This window comes from Plantibacter sp. CFBP 8775 (assembly GCF_014839505.1).
Classification (GTDB): Bacteria; Actinomycetota; Actinomycetes; order Actinomycetales; family Microbacteriaceae; genus Plantibacter; species Plantibacter auratus.
Genome location: NZ_JACYNV010000002.1, coordinates 341591 through 358593, shown reverse-complemented (window position 1 = coordinate 358593; position 17003 = coordinate 341591). Strand labels below are relative to the sequence as shown.

The 17003-nt window shown below is 66.9% G+C and carries 15 protein-coding genes; 10 read left to right on the top strand and 5 right to left on the bottom strand.

Translation table 11 applies throughout. The annotated features are described in order from the left end of the window. Positions 1-7: 7 nt before the first annotated feature. Positions 8-748, bottom strand: a complete 741-nt coding sequence (locus IFR14_RS14250; RefSeq protein WP_137243390.1) for an ABC transporter ATP-binding protein — start codon at positions 746-748, stop codon at positions 8-10. Then, entirely contained in the window at positions 745-1584 is an 840-nt protein-coding gene (locus IFR14_RS14245) for an ABC transporter permease (protein WP_137243389.1), read from the bottom strand. The genes IFR14_RS14250 and IFR14_RS14245 overlap by 4 nt, the downstream gene beginning before the upstream one ends. A 109-nt stretch (positions 1585-1693) precedes the next feature. Between IFR14_RS14245 and IFR14_RS14240 the strand changes: the two genes are divergently transcribed. The 8 genes from IFR14_RS14240 (at position 1694) to IFR14_RS14205 (ending at position 11578) form a co-directional block, all read left to right on the top strand. After that, a complete protein-coding gene (locus IFR14_RS14240) occupies positions 1694-2629 on the top strand; it encodes a class I SAM-dependent methyltransferase (protein WP_137243388.1) in 936 nt (311 codons plus the stop codon). A gap of 100 nt (positions 2630-2729) precedes the next feature. Continuing rightward, positions 2730-2990 carry a hypothetical protein gene (locus IFR14_RS14235; protein WP_137243387.1) on the top strand — a complete coding sequence of 87 codons (261 nt, stop codon included), beginning with the start codon at positions 2730-2732 and terminating at the stop codon, positions 2988-2990. 3 nt (positions 2991-2993) lie between these two features. Beyond that, complete coding sequence (locus IFR14_RS21425) at positions 2994-4445, top strand: glycosyltransferase family 2 protein (protein ID WP_137243386.1); 1452 nt, start codon at positions 2994-2996, stop codon at positions 4443-4445. A gap of 17 nt (positions 4446-4462) precedes the next feature. Beyond that, positions 4463-5701: a rhamnosyltransferase WsaF family glycosyltransferase gene (locus tag IFR14_RS20935; protein WP_137243385.1), complete on the top strand. Its 1239-nt coding sequence runs from the start codon at positions 4463-4465 to the stop codon at positions 5699-5701. Continuing rightward, positions 5694-6620: an NAD-dependent epimerase/dehydratase family protein gene (locus IFR14_RS14220; protein ID WP_137243384.1), complete on the top strand. Its 927-nt coding sequence runs from the start codon at positions 5694-5696 to the stop codon at positions 6618-6620. Before IFR14_RS20935 ends, IFR14_RS14220 begins: the two co-directional genes overlap by 8 nt. Positions 6621-6772: 152 nt before the next feature. Next, positions 6773-7219 (top strand): hypothetical protein, encoded by a 447-nt coding sequence (locus tag IFR14_RS14215; protein WP_137243383.1) that lies wholly within the window; start codon positions 6773-6775, stop codon positions 7217-7219. Further along, positions 7216-9495 (top strand): hypothetical protein, encoded by a 2280-nt coding sequence (locus tag IFR14_RS14210; RefSeq protein ID WP_137243382.1) that lies wholly within the window; start codon positions 7216-7218, stop codon positions 9493-9495. The genes IFR14_RS14215 and IFR14_RS14210 overlap by 4 nt, the downstream gene beginning before the upstream one ends. An 85-nt stretch (positions 9496-9580) precedes the next feature. Next, positions 9581-11578 carry a DUF7657 domain-containing protein gene (locus tag IFR14_RS14205; protein WP_137243381.1) on the top strand — a complete coding sequence of 666 codons (1998 nt, stop codon included), beginning with the start codon at positions 9581-9583 and terminating at the stop codon, positions 11576-11578. Positions 11579-11663: 85 nt separating this feature from the next. Here IFR14_RS14205 and IFR14_RS14200 read toward each other — a convergent pair whose 3' ends face one another. After that, the gene (locus tag IFR14_RS14200; RefSeq protein ID WP_137243380.1) at positions 11664-13301 is read right to left on the bottom strand and encodes a DUF2142 domain-containing protein; all 1638 of its coding nucleotides are present in this window, start codon (positions 13299-13301) and stop codon (positions 11664-11666) included. A 217-nt stretch (positions 13302-13518) separates the two neighbouring features. Between IFR14_RS14200 and IFR14_RS14195 the strand changes: the two genes are divergently transcribed. Further along, positions 13519-14859, top strand: coding sequence for a hypothetical protein (locus IFR14_RS14195; protein WP_161578608.1), 1341 nt, complete (start codon positions 13519-13521; stop codon positions 14857-14859). After that, positions 14856-15908 (top strand): acyltransferase family protein, encoded by a 1053-nt coding sequence (locus tag IFR14_RS14190; protein WP_137243378.1) that lies wholly within the window; start codon positions 14856-14858, stop codon positions 15906-15908. Before IFR14_RS14195 ends, IFR14_RS14190 begins: the two co-directional genes overlap by 4 nt. On the opposite strand, the gene IFR14_RS14185 is transcribed toward IFR14_RS14190, so the two are convergent. After that, positions 15847-16239 (bottom strand): DUF2304 domain-containing protein, encoded by a 393-nt coding sequence (locus IFR14_RS14185; RefSeq protein WP_228501983.1) that lies wholly within the window; start codon positions 16237-16239, stop codon positions 15847-15849. The two genes, IFR14_RS14190 and IFR14_RS14185, sit on opposite strands and share 62 nt — an antisense overlap. Further along, positions 16236-16979, bottom strand: coding sequence for a glycosyltransferase family 2 protein (locus IFR14_RS14180; protein WP_191941461.1), 744 nt, complete (start codon positions 16977-16979; stop codon positions 16236-16238). The genes IFR14_RS14185 and IFR14_RS14180 overlap by 4 nt, the downstream gene beginning before the upstream one ends. Positions 16980-17003 lie beyond the last annotated feature (24 nt).

Genomic DNA, 17003 nt, shown 5'->3' with positions numbered 1-17003 from the left:
GAGCCGACTACGGCTGGTGCGGGTAAGAGCTCTCGTAGGCGGCGATGACCGGATCGATCTCGCCCACCAGCTCGAGGTGACCCTTGTTGATCCAGGCGGCGTGGTCGCACATCGTCTTCACGGAGCCCATCGAGTGGGACACGAGGATCACGGTCTTGCCGGCGGCCTTGAAGTCTTCGAACTTCTGGAAGCACTTCTGCTGGAACTCGGCGTCACCGACGGCGAGCACCTCGTCGACGACCAGGATGTCGGGGTCGACGTTGATGGCGACGGCGAACCCGAGCCGCACGTACATGCCCGAGGAGTAGTTCTTCACGGGCTGGTCGATGAACTGCTCGACGCCGGAGAAGTCGACGATCTCGTCGAACTTGCGCTGGATCTCCTTGCGGCTCATGCCGAGGATCGATCCGTTGAGGAAGACGTTCTCGCGACCCGAGAGCTCGGGATGGAATCCGGAACCGACCTCGAGGAGCGCTGCGACCTTGCCGTTCGCGGTGATCGTGCCCGTCTCCGGGTACAGGATCTTCGCGAGGCACTTCAGCAGGGTCGACTTGCCGGACCCGTTGCTCCCGATCAACCCGAAGGTCGACCCCGTCGGCACATCGAACGTGATGTCGCGAAGCGCCCAGAAGTCCTCGTGGACGGACACCTTCCGTCGCATGATGGCGGACTTGATGCTCTGATTGCGCTCGTGATAGAGGCGGAACTTCTTGCTCACGTCCTGGACGTGGACCGCGATCTCACTCATAGGATCTCCGCCAGTCTCTTCTCTTTCCGGGTGAATACGAGGAAGCCGGCGACCAGGGCGACGAGCGCCCAGGCGAGGCACGCCAGGACATCGGCGGGGTCGGGCCAGCGTTGGTCGTACATGAGGTTCCGGAAGACCTGCACGAAGTGGAACATCGGGTTGGACTCGTAGATGTCCATCACGGTGATCGGGGTGCCCAGCAGGCCGCCGACCTTGTCCGACTGCACGCCCACGAGCGACGCAGGGTAGATGATCGGGGTGAGGTACATCCAGATCTGCAGCAGGATCGAGATCAAGTGCTGCGTGTCGCGGAAGTAGACGTTCGCGATGGCCAGCAGCATGCCGACGCCCACTGCGAAGGCGGCGAGAACCACCATGAACACAGCGACGAGCGGAAGCCAGACGATGACGCCCCAGCCACCGACGGCGCAGAGGACGATGACGAGGACCGCCATCTCGAACAACCAGTTGTAGCCGGTCGTCAGGACCGCTGAGACCGGGAGCACGACGCGAGGGAAGTACACCTTGGTGATCAGTCCGGCGCCGCCGACGATGGAGCTCATGCTCGCGGACAGCGCCCCGGAGAAGAAGGACCAGGGGAGCAGCCCGCACAACAGCCAGACGGCGAAGATGTGGAGTCCGCTCGGGTCACCGGCGGCAGGCTCCGCGCGCAACAGGAAGTAGAAGACGAAGGAGTAGACCAGCATCGACGAGAGTGGACTGACGAGCGACCACAGGCGTCCGAGGATGGTCCGCTTGTACTGACCGCGGATGTCTCGGAGAGTGAGATTCGCCAGGAGTTCCCTGGCGGATGCCAGTTCCCTGAGATACTGCATTGAGCCTCGATTGTGCGTTCGGGAGTGCTTCGACGTGAACCACGTCAATCTACCGTAGCTTTCCTGAAGATCACGCCGACGTTCCGACCTCATCCGTACAAGGAGCCCCATGACCCTCGATGACCGAGCATCTGCACGCCGAGAAGACCCGGTGGTCGGGTCCGCCTGGATCAGCCACGCCTCCTATTGGATGCCTCGACACATCGTGCAGTCGGCCTGGCTCGAGCACGCGCCGTTCGCCTTCTGGATGATCGACGCGCTCCGGCCCTCCAGCTACGTCGAGCTCGGCACGCACAACGGCTTCTCCTTCTTCACCGCCTGCGACGCCGTGACCCGGCTCGGTCTCGACACCGCGTGCTCGGCACTCGACAGCTGGGAGGGCGACGACCAGGCGGGCTTCTACGGCGAGGACGTCTACCAGTCGGTCCTCGCGATCCGTGACGCGGAGTACCCGCGGATCGCGACCCTGCTCCGCGGGTACTTCAGCGACAGCGTCGACCGGATCCCGGACGGCTCGGTCGACCTCCTCCACATCGACGGGCGCCACGGGTACGAGGACGCGCTCGAGGATTGGACGGCGTACGCTCCCAAGCTCTCAGCGCGCGGCGTCGTCATGTTCCACGACACCTTCGAGTTCGATCGCGGCTTCGGCGTGCACCGCTTGTGGGCGGAGCTCGCTGCGCAGTTCCCGGAGCGGAGCTTCCAGTTCGAGCACGGCCACGGCCTCGGGGTCATCGGCGTGGGTGCCGATCTCCCGGCGCCGGTCGTGGAGTTCTTCCAGGCGGCGCAGTCCGACGGGCCGCAGATCGAGAGCGACTACCACTGGCTCGGCAAGCAGGTGTCCGCGCACTACGAGCGCGATCTCGACTACCGGAACCAGTTGCACCTCGCGGAGGTCGAGCGTGCCTCGCTCCGCGCGGAGGCCGAGGCCGCCGATGCGAGCCGAGCCGTCGCGGTCGGCGAGCTCGACGCCATTCGCACGAGCACCTCGTGGCGACTCACCTCGCCGCTGCGCAAAGCAGTCGGCGTCCTCCGGCGACGCTGAGGGGTGCGCCGGATTCCTGAACGTCGCCCCCGAGCTGGCCTCGGAGCCCGGTGCTACACTCGACCAGTTCATCCGGCAGACGCAGAGCGAGGCCCTTTCCATGTCAGCTGACCGTCCGACTCCTGAACAGATCGCTGCGGACCGGCGCGTTCTCGAGCTCATCGACCGCGTCCTCGGGCTCGAGGCCGAGCTCGCGAGGGTCTCCGTCTACAACAACCCCGGTCGCGAGCAGTTCGAGGCGCTCGAGCGTGAGAACGCAGGCCTCAGGCAGCAGCTGGAAGCCGTCCACGGCACGCGGACCTGGAAAGCCGGCAGGGCCGTCCTGGCGCCACTGCGGGTCGTCTCCCGGAACCGGGCCTGATCCGTGGCGGTCACCCACACGGACGCCGCACCGTTCGGCCTCACCTTCATCCTGTCCGGCCTCACCGCTGCTGACGCCGAGTCGTTCCGCTCCTCGGTCGGTACTCGGGCCGAGGTAGCGACGGTCGTCGACGGCGACATCGACGCCCTGAACGCTGCCGTGCAGGCTGCGCCGACCCCGTACGTGTCGGTCCTCTCCCGTCCCGGGATCCTCGTCGACGGCGCCCTCGACACGATCCGGACGTTCATCGACGAGCATCCCGACACCGAGGTGCTCTACACCGACGAGGCGGTCGTCCTGCCGGACGGATCCCTTGATCCGGTCCTCAAGCCTGAGCCGGCCGCAGAACGCCTGCGCAACCAGTACTTCTGGGGAGACCTGGTGCTCGTGCGTCGTGAGACGCTCGAGCGGCTCGGCGGGTTCGGCATCGGGTACGCCGGTGCCCACGCATACGAGTTCGCGCTACGTGCCACCCGAGGCGACGCGGTCATCGGCCACCTCGCCGCGACGGCGTTCGTCCCGAGCGGAGCAGGAGCGCTCGGCGACTTCGGCGTGGAAGCGGCAGAGGGCGTCCGGCGCGCGCTCGAAGAGCACCTGGCCGCCACTGGTGGCGGCTCCGTGCTCGAGATCGGCACCGACGGCGTCCACCACACGGTCCGCGCCGTCCAGGGCGAACCGCTCGTGTCGATCGTGATCCCCACTCGCGGCCAGTACCTTCCCGGTTCCACGCGGAGCTACCTCGTCGACGCGATCGAGAGCATCGTCGAGCGGAGCACGTACGAGCGCTACGAGTTCGTCGTCGTGATCGACGACGTCGCGGACGCGGGCGTCGTCGAGCGCATCACCGAGACCGCGGGGTCGCGTCTGCACCTGGTCCCGTGGACGGAGTCGTTCAACTTCTCGGGGAAGATCAACCTCGGGGTCCTGTCGTCGATCGGCGAGTACGTGCTCATCCTCAACGACGACGTCTCGGTGATCACCCCGAACTGGATCGAGGATCTGCTCGCGCTGGCGCAGCTGCCGAACGCCGGGATGTCCGGCTGCATGCTGTATTACGAGGACGACACCATCCAGCACGCCGGTCACCACTACTGGCGCGGCGACACCATCCATGTCGGGATGCAGCTGCCCCGCGGCACCGCGGGCCCCACGAACGGCTACCGGGTCGAGCGCGAGGTCGTCGGCATTACCGCGGCCTGTGCCATGATGCCGCGCTCCGTCTACCTCGAGGTCGGTGGGATGACCACCCTGCTCCCCGGCGCCTTCAACGACGTCGACCTGTGCCTGAAGGTGCTCGAGCAGGGCTACGACATCCTGTGGACGCCCCATGCAGAGCTCTACCACTACGAATCGAAGACCCGCGACGCGCGGGTCCGCCACTACGAAGTGCAGACCGCCTGGGGGCGCTGGGAGCACAAGATGCACCAGCCCGGGTTCTGGCCGTACCCTGTCTAGGTGACAGAGAGAGAATTATGAGATCCTTCCTTCGGAAAGTCAGCGTCGCCCTCGATGTCCTCAAGAACGACGGACCGCGCCACTTCTGGCGACGGGTCCAGATGAACCTCCGGGCGCGCGTCGCCGGAAAGACGATCTACCTCCCCGTCAAGGTGTCCGACGCGATCGCGGTCGACTGGACGAAGCCGGGTCCGCAGCTGCAGAACCCTGTCGTCGTCACCGACCGGAAGTCGCACATCGCATGGATCATGTCGCCGCCCAGCGCGACGAGCGGCGGGCACCAGAACCTCTTCCGCTTCATCGACTTCGCGGAGCGCGCCGGACACACGTGCAGCGTCCACTTCTACAACAGCATCGGCGTGGTGGTCGACCTCAAGGACATGCGTCGGATGCTCGACCAGTCGCCGGCCTACCCGGTCCTGAAGGCTGACTTCCACAACTACGACCCTGAGCTCGGTGTCGGTCCCGGCATCGACGCGCTCTTCGCGACCGGTTGGGAGACCGCGTACCCCGCGTTCACCGACGCCAGCGACGCACGTCGCTTCTACTTCGTGCAGGACTTCGAACCGGCGTTCTACGCTGCGGGCACGGAGGCGATCCTCGCCGAGAACACCTACCACTTCGGGTTCCACGGCATCACCGCCGGCGGCTGGCTCTCCAAGAAGCTGCACGACGAGTACGGCATGCCGACGGACCACTTCGACTTCTCCGTCGAGCGCAAGCACTATTCCGTCACGAACACGGGGCCGCGCAAGGAGATCTTCTTCTACGCACGGCCGGTCACTCCGCGTCGCGCGTTCGAACTCGGTGTCCTGGCGCTCGCCGAGTTCGCGAAGCAGCGTCCCGAGTACACGATCAACATGGCCGGATGGGACGTCTCCGACTGGGACATCCCTTTCCCGTACGAGAACCTGTCCGGACTCGAGATCTCCGAACTCAACCCGATCTACAACCGGTGCGCTGCAGGCCTGGTGCTGTCGCTCTCGAACATGTCGTTGCTCCCGCTCGAGCTCATCGCCGCCGGTGTGGCGCCGGTGGTGAACGATGCTCCCAACAATCGGCTCGTCTCCGACAACCCCTACATCGAGTACGTGCTCCCGGCGCCCGGCGCGATCGCGGATCGTCTCGTCGAGGTGGTCGATCGTCCGGACGCCGCCGAACGCTCGGTCGCGATGTCCGAATCGTTGGAGCACACCACCTGGGCCGACAGCGGCCGCCAGTTCGTCGAGGCGTTCGAACGGGCCATGCGTGGCTAGAGCACTCGTCATCGGGGCGAACGGTTTCATCGGATCCCATCTGGTGGACGCCCTGGTGGCCGACGGACACGAGGTCGCCGCATTCGACCGTTTCAGCGGTGGCAGCGAGCCGAGCTTCAGCAGTTCGGGTGTGGAGGTCATCCGTGGTGAGTTCCTGAGTCGCACGGACCTCGACAGCGCGGTACGAGGTCGCGACCACGTCTTCCACTTCCTTTCGACCACGAACCCGGCTACCGCCGAGGCTGATCCCACGCTCGACATCCGGACGAACGTGGCCCAGACCGTCGAGCTGCTCGAGTCGAGTTCGGCAGCCGGCGTCGGACACTTCTACTTCGCCTCGACCGGCGGGGCGATCTACGGTCCGCAGGGCAAGGCGAGCTACGCCGAGAACGACCGGGCGCTCCCGGTCTCGCCGTACGGCATCGGCAAGCTCACGATCGAGCACTACCTGCACTACTTCCGCACCATGCACGGCCTCGACTCCACGAGCTTCCGGATATCCAACCCGTACGGCACGCGGCAGCACCCCCACAAGAAGCAGGGACTGATCCCCATCGCGCTCCGCCAGGTGGTCAACGGCGAGACGACGGTGCGGTTGGGTGACGGATCGATGGTCCGCGACTACATCTACGTGACGGACGCCGTCCGGATGATCACCAATGTGGTCGGACGTGATCGCGAACACGACCTCTACAACATCGGCAGCGGGCGGGGGTACTCGGTGAACGAGGTCTTCGAATCGCTCCGCCGCGTCACCGGAATCGACTTCGCCATCGAGGATCGGCCTGCGCCGGCGACCTTCGTCGATCGGGTGGTGCTCGACGTGGCCCGCTACGTGGCCGAGTTCGGTGAACCCCCGACGATCGCGCTCGACGACGGCGTCAGGGCGACCTATGAGGAGCTCGAGCGTTCCGCCTGAGGAAGCCAGCACCTGTTCGCTGGATTCTCCCTCAGCCACGCCGATAACCTCATGTGTCGCATTGACCTCACAGGTACCGCTACCCTGAACGGGGGTAACCGCCCTGCGAGATGATCGGGGAGACGATGGCGGCTGGACGAAGGACCGTCGTAGTGCGTGTGGCCGTGGTCGCCGCCGTGCTCGGTCTCCTCAGTGGATGCACCGACCCGGGAACGGGCCCGAAGCCATCCGGAAGCGCCACGAGCATCGCACCAGGGGTCACCCCGCCGCCGGAGAAGACCGAGACGCCCAGCCCCGTGACCGCCGATGCGGTCGTCAGTTACGTCGGCGTCGACGTCGACGGGGTCAACGTGTCCGCAGGCGGTTACATCCAGGGCGTCCTCGAGAACGGTGGCGCGTGCACGTTCACCTTCACCGGCACGGCCGCGCCCGTCGCGGTGTCCAGCGAGGGTGTCGCCGACTCCAGCACCACGTCCTGCGGGACCGTCCAGGTCCCGCTCGCCCAGCTCCCGTCCGGCACCTGGTCGGTCGTCCTCAGTTATTCATCCGATTCGATCGACACCCTGGTCTCGACCGCTCTCACCGTGGAGGTGCCATGAGGCGCTTGCGTTTTCCCGCGATCCTTGCCGCGATCGCCCTGATCGCCGGCGTCTTGACCATCGCCCCCGTCGCCGCACCGAGCGCTTCCGCCGCTGACGGCCGGGACTTCCAGGCGGGGAACATCATCAGCGACTCGCTGTTCTACGACGGCGGCACCATGAACGCCGGCGAGGTGCAGAACTTCCTCAACGCAGCGCGGCCCGGATGTCGAGCTGGGTACACCTGTCTCAAAGACTTCGCCGAGGCCACGGCCAGCCGAGCCGCCGTCGCCGGTCGCTGCGCGGCGTATGCGGGTTCCGGGCGCGAGTCTGCTGCGAGCATCATCGCGAAGGTGGGTGCGGCCTGCGGAATCAGTCAAAAGGTCCTCATCGTGATGCTGGAGAAGGAGCAGAGTCTCATCACCGACGACTGGCCGAGCGCGCGTCAGTACCGTTCAGCGATGGGCTACGGCTGCCCCGACACCGCCGACTGCGATACCAACTACTACGGGTTCTTCAACCAGGTCTACGCGGCCGCGCTGCAGTTCAAGAACTATCAGGCCAACCCGACGCGTTGGAATCACGTGCCGGGCCGGATCAACGCGGTTCGATACAACCCGAACGCTGCGTGCGGCTCGAGCTCGGTGTTCATCCAGAACTACGCGACGGCCGGACTGTACAACTACACGCCGTATCAGCCGAACGCGTCGGCTCTCGCCAACCTCTACGGTTCGGGCGACGGCTGCGGCGCCTACGGCAACCGCAACTTCTGGCGGCTCTACACCGACTGGTTCGGCTCCACCACGGGCGGTAGCAGCCTCGTGAAGTCGGCGGCTTCCGCCGCGATCTACCTGGTCGCAGGCGACCAGAAGTACTACGTTCCCGACCAGGCGACGCTCTCCGCCTTCGCCTCCCTCGGCGGCGTCGCGACCGTGTCGCAGGCCTACCTCGACCGCTACACGACGGTTGGGAACGCGACACGCATCGTCCGAGCACCGAGTGGGGCGATCTACCTCGTCGACGCCGGACTCAGGGTCGGCTTCACGAGTTGTGAGATGGTGCTCGATTACGGCGGGTCCTGCACGACAGCCGGATACACCCAGCTCACCGATGCACAGATCGCCCTGTTCGTGGAACCGGCGGCCAGGGTGACGCCGGTGTACGCCACCACGGCAGGCGCCCGGTACTACGTCACTCGTGGTACCAAGCGCGAGATCGTCGATGCGACCGCGCAGGCTCTCGCCGGCATCCCCGCCGACCTGATCGTCCTGACCGAGGCCGGAGTCGCGAACCTCGCGGACGGAGCGCCGATCCTGCGCGACTCGATCTATCTGGGCAGCCGCGGAACGGGTGGGTACTCGTTCGTCTCGGGCGCCACGAAGTACCCGGTGCAGGGAAACGCAACGGTTTCGCTCGGACTCCCCGCGAAGTCGGGCAGCGCGCTCTGGCCTCGGAACTACGATCGGGTCGTCACCGGCGGGACGTTCCCGGGTGCCGTCGCGGCGCCGGGTGGGGCCGCTCAGGTGCTGAGCACGGATGGGCGCTATGCGTGGAGTGTCGGAACTCCGATCGCGACCGTGCCCGCCTCGCAGGACTTCGTGAACAGCTACCCTGCGCTGGGGACCATCGGAGAGGGCAGCACCGTGACCGGCAACACCGGCGCCGTGTACCTGGTCGCCGACGGCATACTCCGGCCGTTCGCGTCGTGGTTGGCCTTGATCTCGACGCAGAACACCACGTCGCCGTCGTGGATCAGCGTCGCGCCGAACGTCCTCGGCCAGGTACCGCAGGGCAACCCGGTGCTGGCGCCGGGAACCCTCGTCCGCTCGCCTGAGAGCGCAGCGGTCTTCCTGATCGACGGCACGAAGACCAAGGTGCCCGTGTCCAGCTTCGAGTACACCAACGCGATCGGTATCTCGGGTGTCGACTTCATCCCACAGGCACAGCTCGACGCCTACGCCACTTCGCCGAACCTCCAGTACGGCGTGACGTGCAATGGCGTGGACTACGTCTCGGCGGGTGGCAAGATGCACAAGCTGACGCCCGAACTCAAGGCGCTCTACCCGGCAGTCACCTACGTGACCTTGTCCGCGATCAACTGTCAGCCTCGCCCCATCGGGAACGATGCCGGCAGGTTCATGCGGACGCCGAACGGCACGATCTACTATCTGGATGCCGGGACGAAGCGACCGATCTCCTCGATGGCCCGCTTCGCGGAGTTGGGCGGGACCTCGTCCAACTACCTCGACGTGAACTACCCGTTCGCCGGGCTGTTCGCCGACGGTCCAGTCGCGTGAGGGGCGGGCGACGAGCCTGTCGCCCGCCCCAGCCGTGGTCAGCGGGTACGCTGGACAGGCCATGACTCCTTCAGTACCTCGTTCCATGTCAGCGCGTATCCGGAGATCATGGGAGCCGGATGTCGACGGCCTGCCCAACCTCCGCGTCCTCGTCATCCCGCTCGTCGCGCTGGCGGTCATCTTCCTCGGTCTCGTCGCTGGGGGCATCACCGGGAGCTCCTCCGGCATCCTGAACGCTTCGTACAACTCGAAGCCGGACCCCAACCTCCTCGCCGGGACGCCGCAGGCCATTCGCAGTGACGAGTGGGGGGTCAACAACTCGTGGGTGATCTCGCAGGTCGAGCAAGGTCTTCCGACCGAGAACCACAACTTCCCGGGCGGCACGGACGTCACGGTGCTGCAGGACCTGCCGAGCCACGACTGGTCAGTCGCGTTCCGACCGCATCTCCTCGGGTTCTCCTTCCTGCCCCTCGACAACGCCATGGCGGTGAAGTGGTGGCTCCCTGCCCTCGCGCTCGTCGCCGGGTGTTACTTCTTCCTGGTGACGCTGCTTCCACGCAGACCCGTCACGGCCGGGCTGGTATCGGTCGGCTTCTTCTTCTCGCCGTTCTTCCAGTGGTGGTTCGGGCCGAACACCTTTTGGCCGGCAGCTTGGGCGTTCCTGCTGATGGGGGCCACGATCTGGCTCCTGCGAACTCGGCGGCGCCTACCCAAGGTCATCCTGCCGGTACTCGTCGGGTACGTGGCGGTGACCGTCGGCATGACGGTCTACGTTCCCTTCATCCTTCCGGTGACCCTCGTTGCGCTGGCGTTCTGCGTCGGAGCGGTGCTCACCAGAGACACGACCGTCACCATCGGCGTGTGGCGCCGTCTCGCCTCGTTGCGAGGGATCTTCATCGGCGGAGTCGGCGCGGCCCTCGTACTCGCGGCGTGGATTGTCACACGCCTGGACACCATCCGAGGCTTCACCTCGACGGTCTACCCGGGTGCTCGGCTGGAACCCACCGGCGCGGCCGGCGGTCAAGGTCTCCTGGCTCTCTTCGGCGGGCCGTTCTCGCGCGGGCTCGGACCTGCAGAGGGGCAGCCCCTCGGCGCGAACGCGTCCGAGGCCTCGACGTTCGTGCTGGCGGGACTGTTCCTCGCGATTCCGCTGCTCTGGGGCCTGGTGGATCGCCACCGGCGGCGTCTCCCCGTCGACTGGATGACGCTCCTCCTGCTTGCGCTGACCGCCCTGCTCATGGCCTACCTGTTCGTGCCGGGGTGGGATGCGATCGCCCACCTGCTGATGCTCGATCGGGTCCCGTCGCAGCGCATGCGGTTCGCGTTCGGCATGCTGTCTGTCGTGCTGATCGGTTTGACGGTGCTTCGCGCCGACGAACGGCGCTCCAGCGGTCATGCGCGATTCCCCCGCTGGACCGCGGCGATCGCGGGTGCGCTCTGCCTCGGTGCATCCGGTGTCGTTGCGGCATACCTCGTGCCGCTGCACACGCCGCTGACATCGAGTTGGTTCTGGATCGCGGCGGTGCTCGCCACGACCGTGGCCGTCGTCCTGATCGCGGTGCGTCTGCCGGCTCTCGGGTCCGCCGCGCTCCTGCTGGTCATGCTCGGTGTGGGAGGCGGGGTGAACCCCGTCTATGCCGGGGTCTACGACCTGAACGAGACGACGCTCGTGAAGACGATGCAGCAGATCGACGCGGAGCGACCCGGCTATTGGGTCGGTGCAGGAAACACGCCGCTCCTCGGGATCACCCTCCTTCAATCGGGCTTACCGTCCTACAACGGCGTGCAGGGTGCTCCGTCTGAGCAGATGTGGAAACAGATCGACCCGACCGGGGAGCGTGAGCGAGCCTGGAACCGCCTCGCGAACATCGCTTGGGGTGTCGGCGACGGACCACCCGACCCGTTCAATCCCAGCGAGGACCAGATCCGGATGATCTTCGACTCCTGCTATTCGTTCGCCCAGCAGCACGTGAGCTACGTGTTGTCGGAGTTCGACATCCAGCAGCCATGCGTCGAGCGATTGAAGACCGTTCGACAGGGACCGTCGACCTTCTTCATCTACTCGGTCGTGCCAGCGAGCTGACACCGGCGAGGACGACACGTCAACGCGATCCCACGGGACAGAGCCGGTTCGTCAGGATCCGGAGCGACCGCGTCGGCCGGGCTCGTCAACCGGACGTGTCCGTGCGCACGACAGGGGAGGGCTCCAAGCGCTCGATCTCCGCGGTCTCAAGGCGCTCGGCGGGAGTCACCAGCTGGTCGTCACGGGTGATCTCCGCGCCTGCTGAGCGGACGAAGACGCGTCTGAGCAACACCACCGTGAGGACCGAATCGACCAGGAAGATGATGGCCAGCGTCTTCCAGCCGAACGGCGGCTCCCAGCCGTCAGTGAAGACCATGTCCGACAAGCTGCCGTTCGCGCCGACGATGTACCGGCGCAGGACCATGACGAACGCCAGAAGATGGCCGAGGAAGAGGAACGCGTAGGCGCCGGTGACGAAGTGGCGAACCCGGCCGTCTGCACCGAGACCGGCGTCGTCGAGGGCGACACCGGCGGCGATGAGGAGGCAGATGAAGATGGCGAGCATGTAGCGGCCCTGCCAGATGAACCCATGCTGCGCATAGACGGCCACCTGGGTGATGCCGGGGACCAGGATGCAGACGGCGAGCAACACCCAGATCGCCCACTTCGTGCTCCGTTTGCCCCAGAGCAGGGCGACGGCCACGAGCAGGGTGATACAGCTCGTCCAGGCGGCGATCGTCAGCGATGGAGCGCTCGTGTCGACCCAGCCGAACACGCCGACCATCCCGAACAGGAAATCGACGGTCTGGAGCTCGGTGAACAGGAACACGAACGCGAGGCTCACCGGGCTGACCGCGGAGGGAGGCGTCTGCGCGGCGAGGGTCGGCGGGTTCAGGTACCAGAGCACCGAGGCGATCCCGACGACCCCGAGCGCGAGGACGAGCGCCCATGCGATCGGCGTGCGGAACAGACGCAGGATCCGGTCGCGCTCGCCGAGCAGCATGGCGACGAGGGCGATCACGAGCAACCAGAGCAGCGAGATGCTCCTCGTGCTGATCAGGAATGACGCGGTGAGCAGCGCGAAGCCGGCTTGCTCGACGAGGCGGCGGCCGACCTGCCGCCCTCGGAACGTGGCGAGCAGGGTGGCGAAGAGCCCACCGGCGGCCGCGACCTCGAGACCGTTGGGGTTGATCGACCCCGCGAGGTAGACGACCATCGGGGTGACCGCGATTGCTGCTCCCGCGACCGCCCATCGGAATCGGGGGAGCAGGGTCAACTGCATGAACATGATCCCCAGTGCCATCGCGCAGAGGACCGCGCCGGCGATCCGCATGCCGAAGAAGGCGGCGTCGCCGGTGAGGAACAATGACGGCCAGCCGACGAGTACGTAGAAGACGGGACTGTTGAGCCCTGCGGACGTGCCGGTCGTGACGAGCGTCTGGTCGGTGTTGCGGACCGGGAGCTGACAGTCGGCGGTGACCTCGGGTTTGAATGCGAAACAGACGAGGTCGTGAGCGTTCGCGATGTTCTCGGGGACGGTCGCGGCCGTCAGGGTCGGGTTTCCGGCCCAGGGGCCGGGTACAAGTTCTCCGCGGGCCACAGCTGCCGCCTTGATCGCGTGGGACGGTTCATCCGGGACCGAGCCGATCGGAGAGGCCAGCGCCCAGAGCATGCTCGGCACGAGGACGGCGATGAATGCGACCAGGAAGGTGAGCCAGCGACGCTGCTCCCAACGGTGCGTCGTCTCCATCGAGGTCGGGGACGAGGTGAGGGGCGAGGCCATGGAGGTCCGGTCCAATCGGTGGCGAGCGAACGGCGGCGCCGTCCGCGCGCGGAATCGCAGCCGTCAGTCATCCTACCGTCGGCATGCCTGGGCGGCCGGTGACCGGAGGGCGGTTCGCGAGGCCCGCCCCGGACACGGCGAGCCCGAAGCCGTCTCGGGGTCCGTACGGCCCTCGGGCGACTGGTAACCGCCGACCGTCTTGTACGATCGGAGGGCCATGCTCCGAGATGAAGGGACGACCTCATGCGTGTCCCGCCCCTCGATCCGACCGCGCGGTACGGAGGCTCGGATTTCCGGCGCTAGCGACGTTCCGCCCCCGGCAGCAGCACGCCGCGGGCCGAACGGGGCCGTCCTCATCCTCGCTGCGACCGCGATCGGTGGCGGTGCCGGATACGTCCTCCAGCTCCTCGCCGGTGCGGCACTCGGAACCGCCCTGTACGCCCCCTTCTCCGTGTTCTGGTCTGCGCTGTACCTGTTGGTCAGCGCGCTCTCCGGTGTGCAACAGGAGGTTGCCAGAGCATCGCGTCCGGTCGATACCCGTGCCGCGACGGCTCCGAGGCGCGCGCCCGTCGTGCGCAACTTCGCCGTGGTCGCGGCTGTGCTCGTCGCAGCGGTGGTCACTGCGTCCGCCTGGTTGTGGGTCGGCACGGTGTTCCCGGATGACGGATGGTCGCTCGTCCTGCCGCTCGTGATCGGCCTCTCGGCCTACGTGATCGTGGCAGCCACCGCCGGCGTCTTGTATGGACTGGCCATGTGGACGTCCGTGGCAGCGTTCACCATCGTCGACGGCGTCCTGCGCTTCGCGATCGTCGGGGTGATGTTGCTCTCGACCGACGACGTCCATGTCCTCGCCTGGGGTGTCGTCGCACCGTTCGTCCTGACTCCGATCCTGCTCTGGCCGTTCGTCCGATCCGGGGTGATCGGTCGCTTCACGATCGACGTCGGCCCGAGACCGCTCACTTGGAACGTCTTGCGCACGGTCGTGGCGTCGACCGCGACCGGGATCATGGTGAGTGGTCTGCCGCTCGTGATCCAGGCGACCGGCGACACGGTCTCGCCCGACGCGTTCGGTTCACTGACGTACGCCATCACCTTGACGCGCGCACCGATCGTCATCGTCGTCCTCGCCTTGCAGAGCTACCTGGTGATCGTCTTCCGGTCGCATGCCGAGGCGGTCCTCAGCTGGGTGGTCAAACTGGGTGTCCTGGTCCTCGCCGCCGCCGGATTGTTGGGCCTCCTCGGTTGGTGGCTCGGGCCCTGGGCGCTCGGCGTGCTCTTCGGCCGCGACGAGGTGCTCGCCGGGGGGACGATCGGGTTGCTCATCGCGACCGCCGGGCTGGTCGGCGTCCTCTGCGTCACGGGCTCCGCCACCTTGTCCCGCTCCCAGCACGGGGCGTTCAGTGCCGGCTGGGTCGCTGCCGCGCTCGTCCTCGTCGCCGCGCTCGCCCTGCCTCTCGGGCTGCATGAGCGGACGCTGCTCGCGCTCACCATCGGACCGCTGACGGGCCTCGTCGTCCACGCCGTCGCGCTCCTCCGCCGTCCGCGAGAGCGTGCGTGACCGGGAACAGCTTCGCCGGGTTGCGGATCATCGCTGCGCTCGTGGTCCTGGTGCGGCACTCACTGATCGTCCTCGACGACGCCATCTCGCCGTTCGGCCCGGTCGGAATGGACGACCTCCCCGCGCTCGGTCTGTGGGTGTTCTTCGTCGTGTCGGGGTTCCTCCTGCCAGCTGCGTGGGAGCGGCGCCCCCGTTTGGTGCGTTACGTCGCCGCCCGGGTCCTGCGGGTCTTCCCGGGTCTGTTCGTCGCGCTGCTCGTCACAGTCCTCGGCATCGGTCTGGCGGCGACCGCCCTGCCGCCCGGGGAATACCTCGGCCATCCCCAGACGCTCGTGTTCCTCGCCGACAACCTCACGCTCCTCCCGAACTACGTCCTCCCGGGCGTCTTCGAGTCGAACCCGTACCCGGTCGCCGTGAACGGCGCGCTCTGGTCGATCGGCCCTCTGTTCGTGTTGTACCTGCTCGTGCCCGTCGTCGGGAGTATTCCGCTGCGGGGCCTGCGAGCCGCGACCTGGTCGGGCATGGTCGTCGTGTGCTGGCTCGCGCCGGTGCTCGAAGCCGTGGACACGGACGGGATCGTCTGGGGCAACTTCACCCACGACATCCTGCGGGTCGGGGCGTTCTTCAGCGCGGGAGCGGCCATCCGTGAGTGGCGGCTGCCCCTGCGGGGTCCGGCGGCGCTGACGGCTGGTTCGATCCTCGCCATCGTGATGGTCGTCGTCCCCGACCTCACCTGGCCGGTCGCGCACGTGACGGTGCCCTACCTGCTGGTGTACCTCGGATCACGCCCGATCCCGGTGCTGCGTTCCCTCGGTCGGTTCGGCGACCCGAGCTACGGGATCTTCCTGATCGGCTTCCCCGTCCAGCAGCTGCTCATCCACGGCAACCCCGAACTCGACTGGATCCCGAGCATCCTCTGCACCGCCGCGGTCTCGGTCGCCTTCGGCTACGGGTTGTGGTGGTTCGTCGACCAGCCGATCGCGAGGCTCAGGCTTCGCGGGACCCGTCGTCCCGCTGCAGCTCGCCCAGTCGCCGTTCCAGTTCCCTGATCCGCAGGTCTTGGAGTGCGCTCTCCTCGGCGAGCGTGCGGGAACGTTGTTCGAGCGTGGTGAGCTCCGAACTGTGCTGGATACTGACGAGGAACAGGATGAAGATGCTGACGAAGAAGACGAGGTTGGTCGGGATCTCGACGCCGATGAGCTGAGCCGCCCAGACGAGGACTTGCGGGAAGACGCCGATGACGAGCGCCAGGAGACCGGCGATCAGCCACCAGACGGCGTGCCGCTCGCGCAGGGAGCGGCGGCGGAGCATCTCGATGACGATCCCGAGGGTGAGGAGCGCTCCGACGATGCCGAGGATGTAGGTACCGAGCGGCATCATGCCGTCACCACCTCTCCTTCGCCCTTCAACGGTACCGGCGGTCGGATCAGGGCGAAGGCGAGCGCGAGTCCGGCCCTCGCCAGATATTTCGCCGCCTTGACCGGGTTGTGGGACGGAGTGCCACCGGCGCGCGGACGCATGGCGACGGGTACCTGCCTGATGACACATCCGGCGCGTGCGGCGATCACGAGTGACTCGATCGTGTCGCCGAGGTACTCAGCGGGGTAGTGCTCGGCGAAGAGACGCACGGCGCGTGGTCCCGTCGCGCGGAACCCGCTCGTCGTGTCGGAGAGGCGGGTGTGGGCGATCCGGCTGAGTACGCCGGAGAGCACGACCATCGCCCACTTACGCGGTCCTCGCACCTCGTAGTCGCCCTCGCCGGCGAATCGGGCACCGAGCACGAGGTCGGCCGTCTCGAGCTCCTCCACGAGTCGGACGACACCCTCCGGGTCGTGCTGGCCGTCGGAGTCGACCTGCACCACGTTGCGGTAGCCGTTCGCGATGGCGTACTTGAAGCCGGCGCGCATCGCGCCGCCCACCCCGAGGTTGAACGGTAGCTCGATCACCGCAGCACCGGCGGCGGAGGCCACGAGCGTGGTGTCGTCCGTCGAGCCGTCGTTCACCACGAGCACTGAGACACCGGGCAGTTTCCGGTGCACCTCGCGCACGACGTCTCCGACCGAGGCCTCCTCGTTGAGCGCAGGCATGACGATGAGGGTTCGGTTGAGAAGCGTGGCCATGCCGCCAATCCTACTCAGCCGTGG

Bases quoted from the DNA above. Each gene is read 5' to 3' on its own strand.
- IFR14_RS14250 (WP_137243390.1), bottom strand. From the start codon at position 748: ATGAGTGAGATCGCGGTCCACGTCCAGGACGTGAGCAAGAAGTTCCGC.
- IFR14_RS14245 (WP_137243389.1), bottom strand. From the start codon at position 1,584: ATGCAGTATCTCAGGGAACTGGCATCCGCCAGGGAACTCCTGGCGAAT.
- IFR14_RS14240 (WP_137243388.1), top strand. From the start codon at position 1,694: ATGACCCTCGATGACCGAGCATCTGCACGCCGAGAAGACCCGGTGGTC.
- IFR14_RS14235 (WP_137243387.1), top strand. From the start codon at position 2,730: ATGTCAGCTGACCGTCCGACTCCTGAACAGATCGCTGCGGACCGGCGC.
- IFR14_RS20935 (WP_137243385.1), top strand. From the start codon at position 4,463: ATGAGATCCTTCCTTCGGAAAGTCAGCGTCGCCCTCGATGTCCTCAAG.
- IFR14_RS14210 (WP_137243382.1), top strand. From the start codon at position 7,216: ATGAGGCGCTTGCGTTTTCCCGCGATCCTTGCCGCGATCGCCCTGATC.
- IFR14_RS14205 (WP_137243381.1), top strand. From the start codon at position 9,581: ATGTCAGCGCGTATCCGGAGATCATGGGAGCCGGATGTCGACGGCCTG.
- IFR14_RS14200 (WP_137243380.1), bottom strand. From the start codon at position 13,301: ATGGCCTCGCCCCTCACCTCGTCCCCGACCTCGATGGAGACGACGCAC.
- IFR14_RS14195 (WP_161578608.1), top strand. From the start codon at position 13,519: ATGCTCCGAGATGAAGGGACGACCTCATGCGTGTCCCGCCCCTCGATC.
- IFR14_RS14185 (WP_228501983.1), bottom strand. From the start codon at position 16,239: ATGATGCCGCTCGGTACCTACATCCTCGGCATCGTCGGAGCGCTCCTC.
- IFR14_RS14180 (WP_191941461.1), bottom strand. From the start codon at position 16,979: ATGGCCACGCTTCTCAACCGAACCCTCATCGTCATGCCTGCGCTCAAC.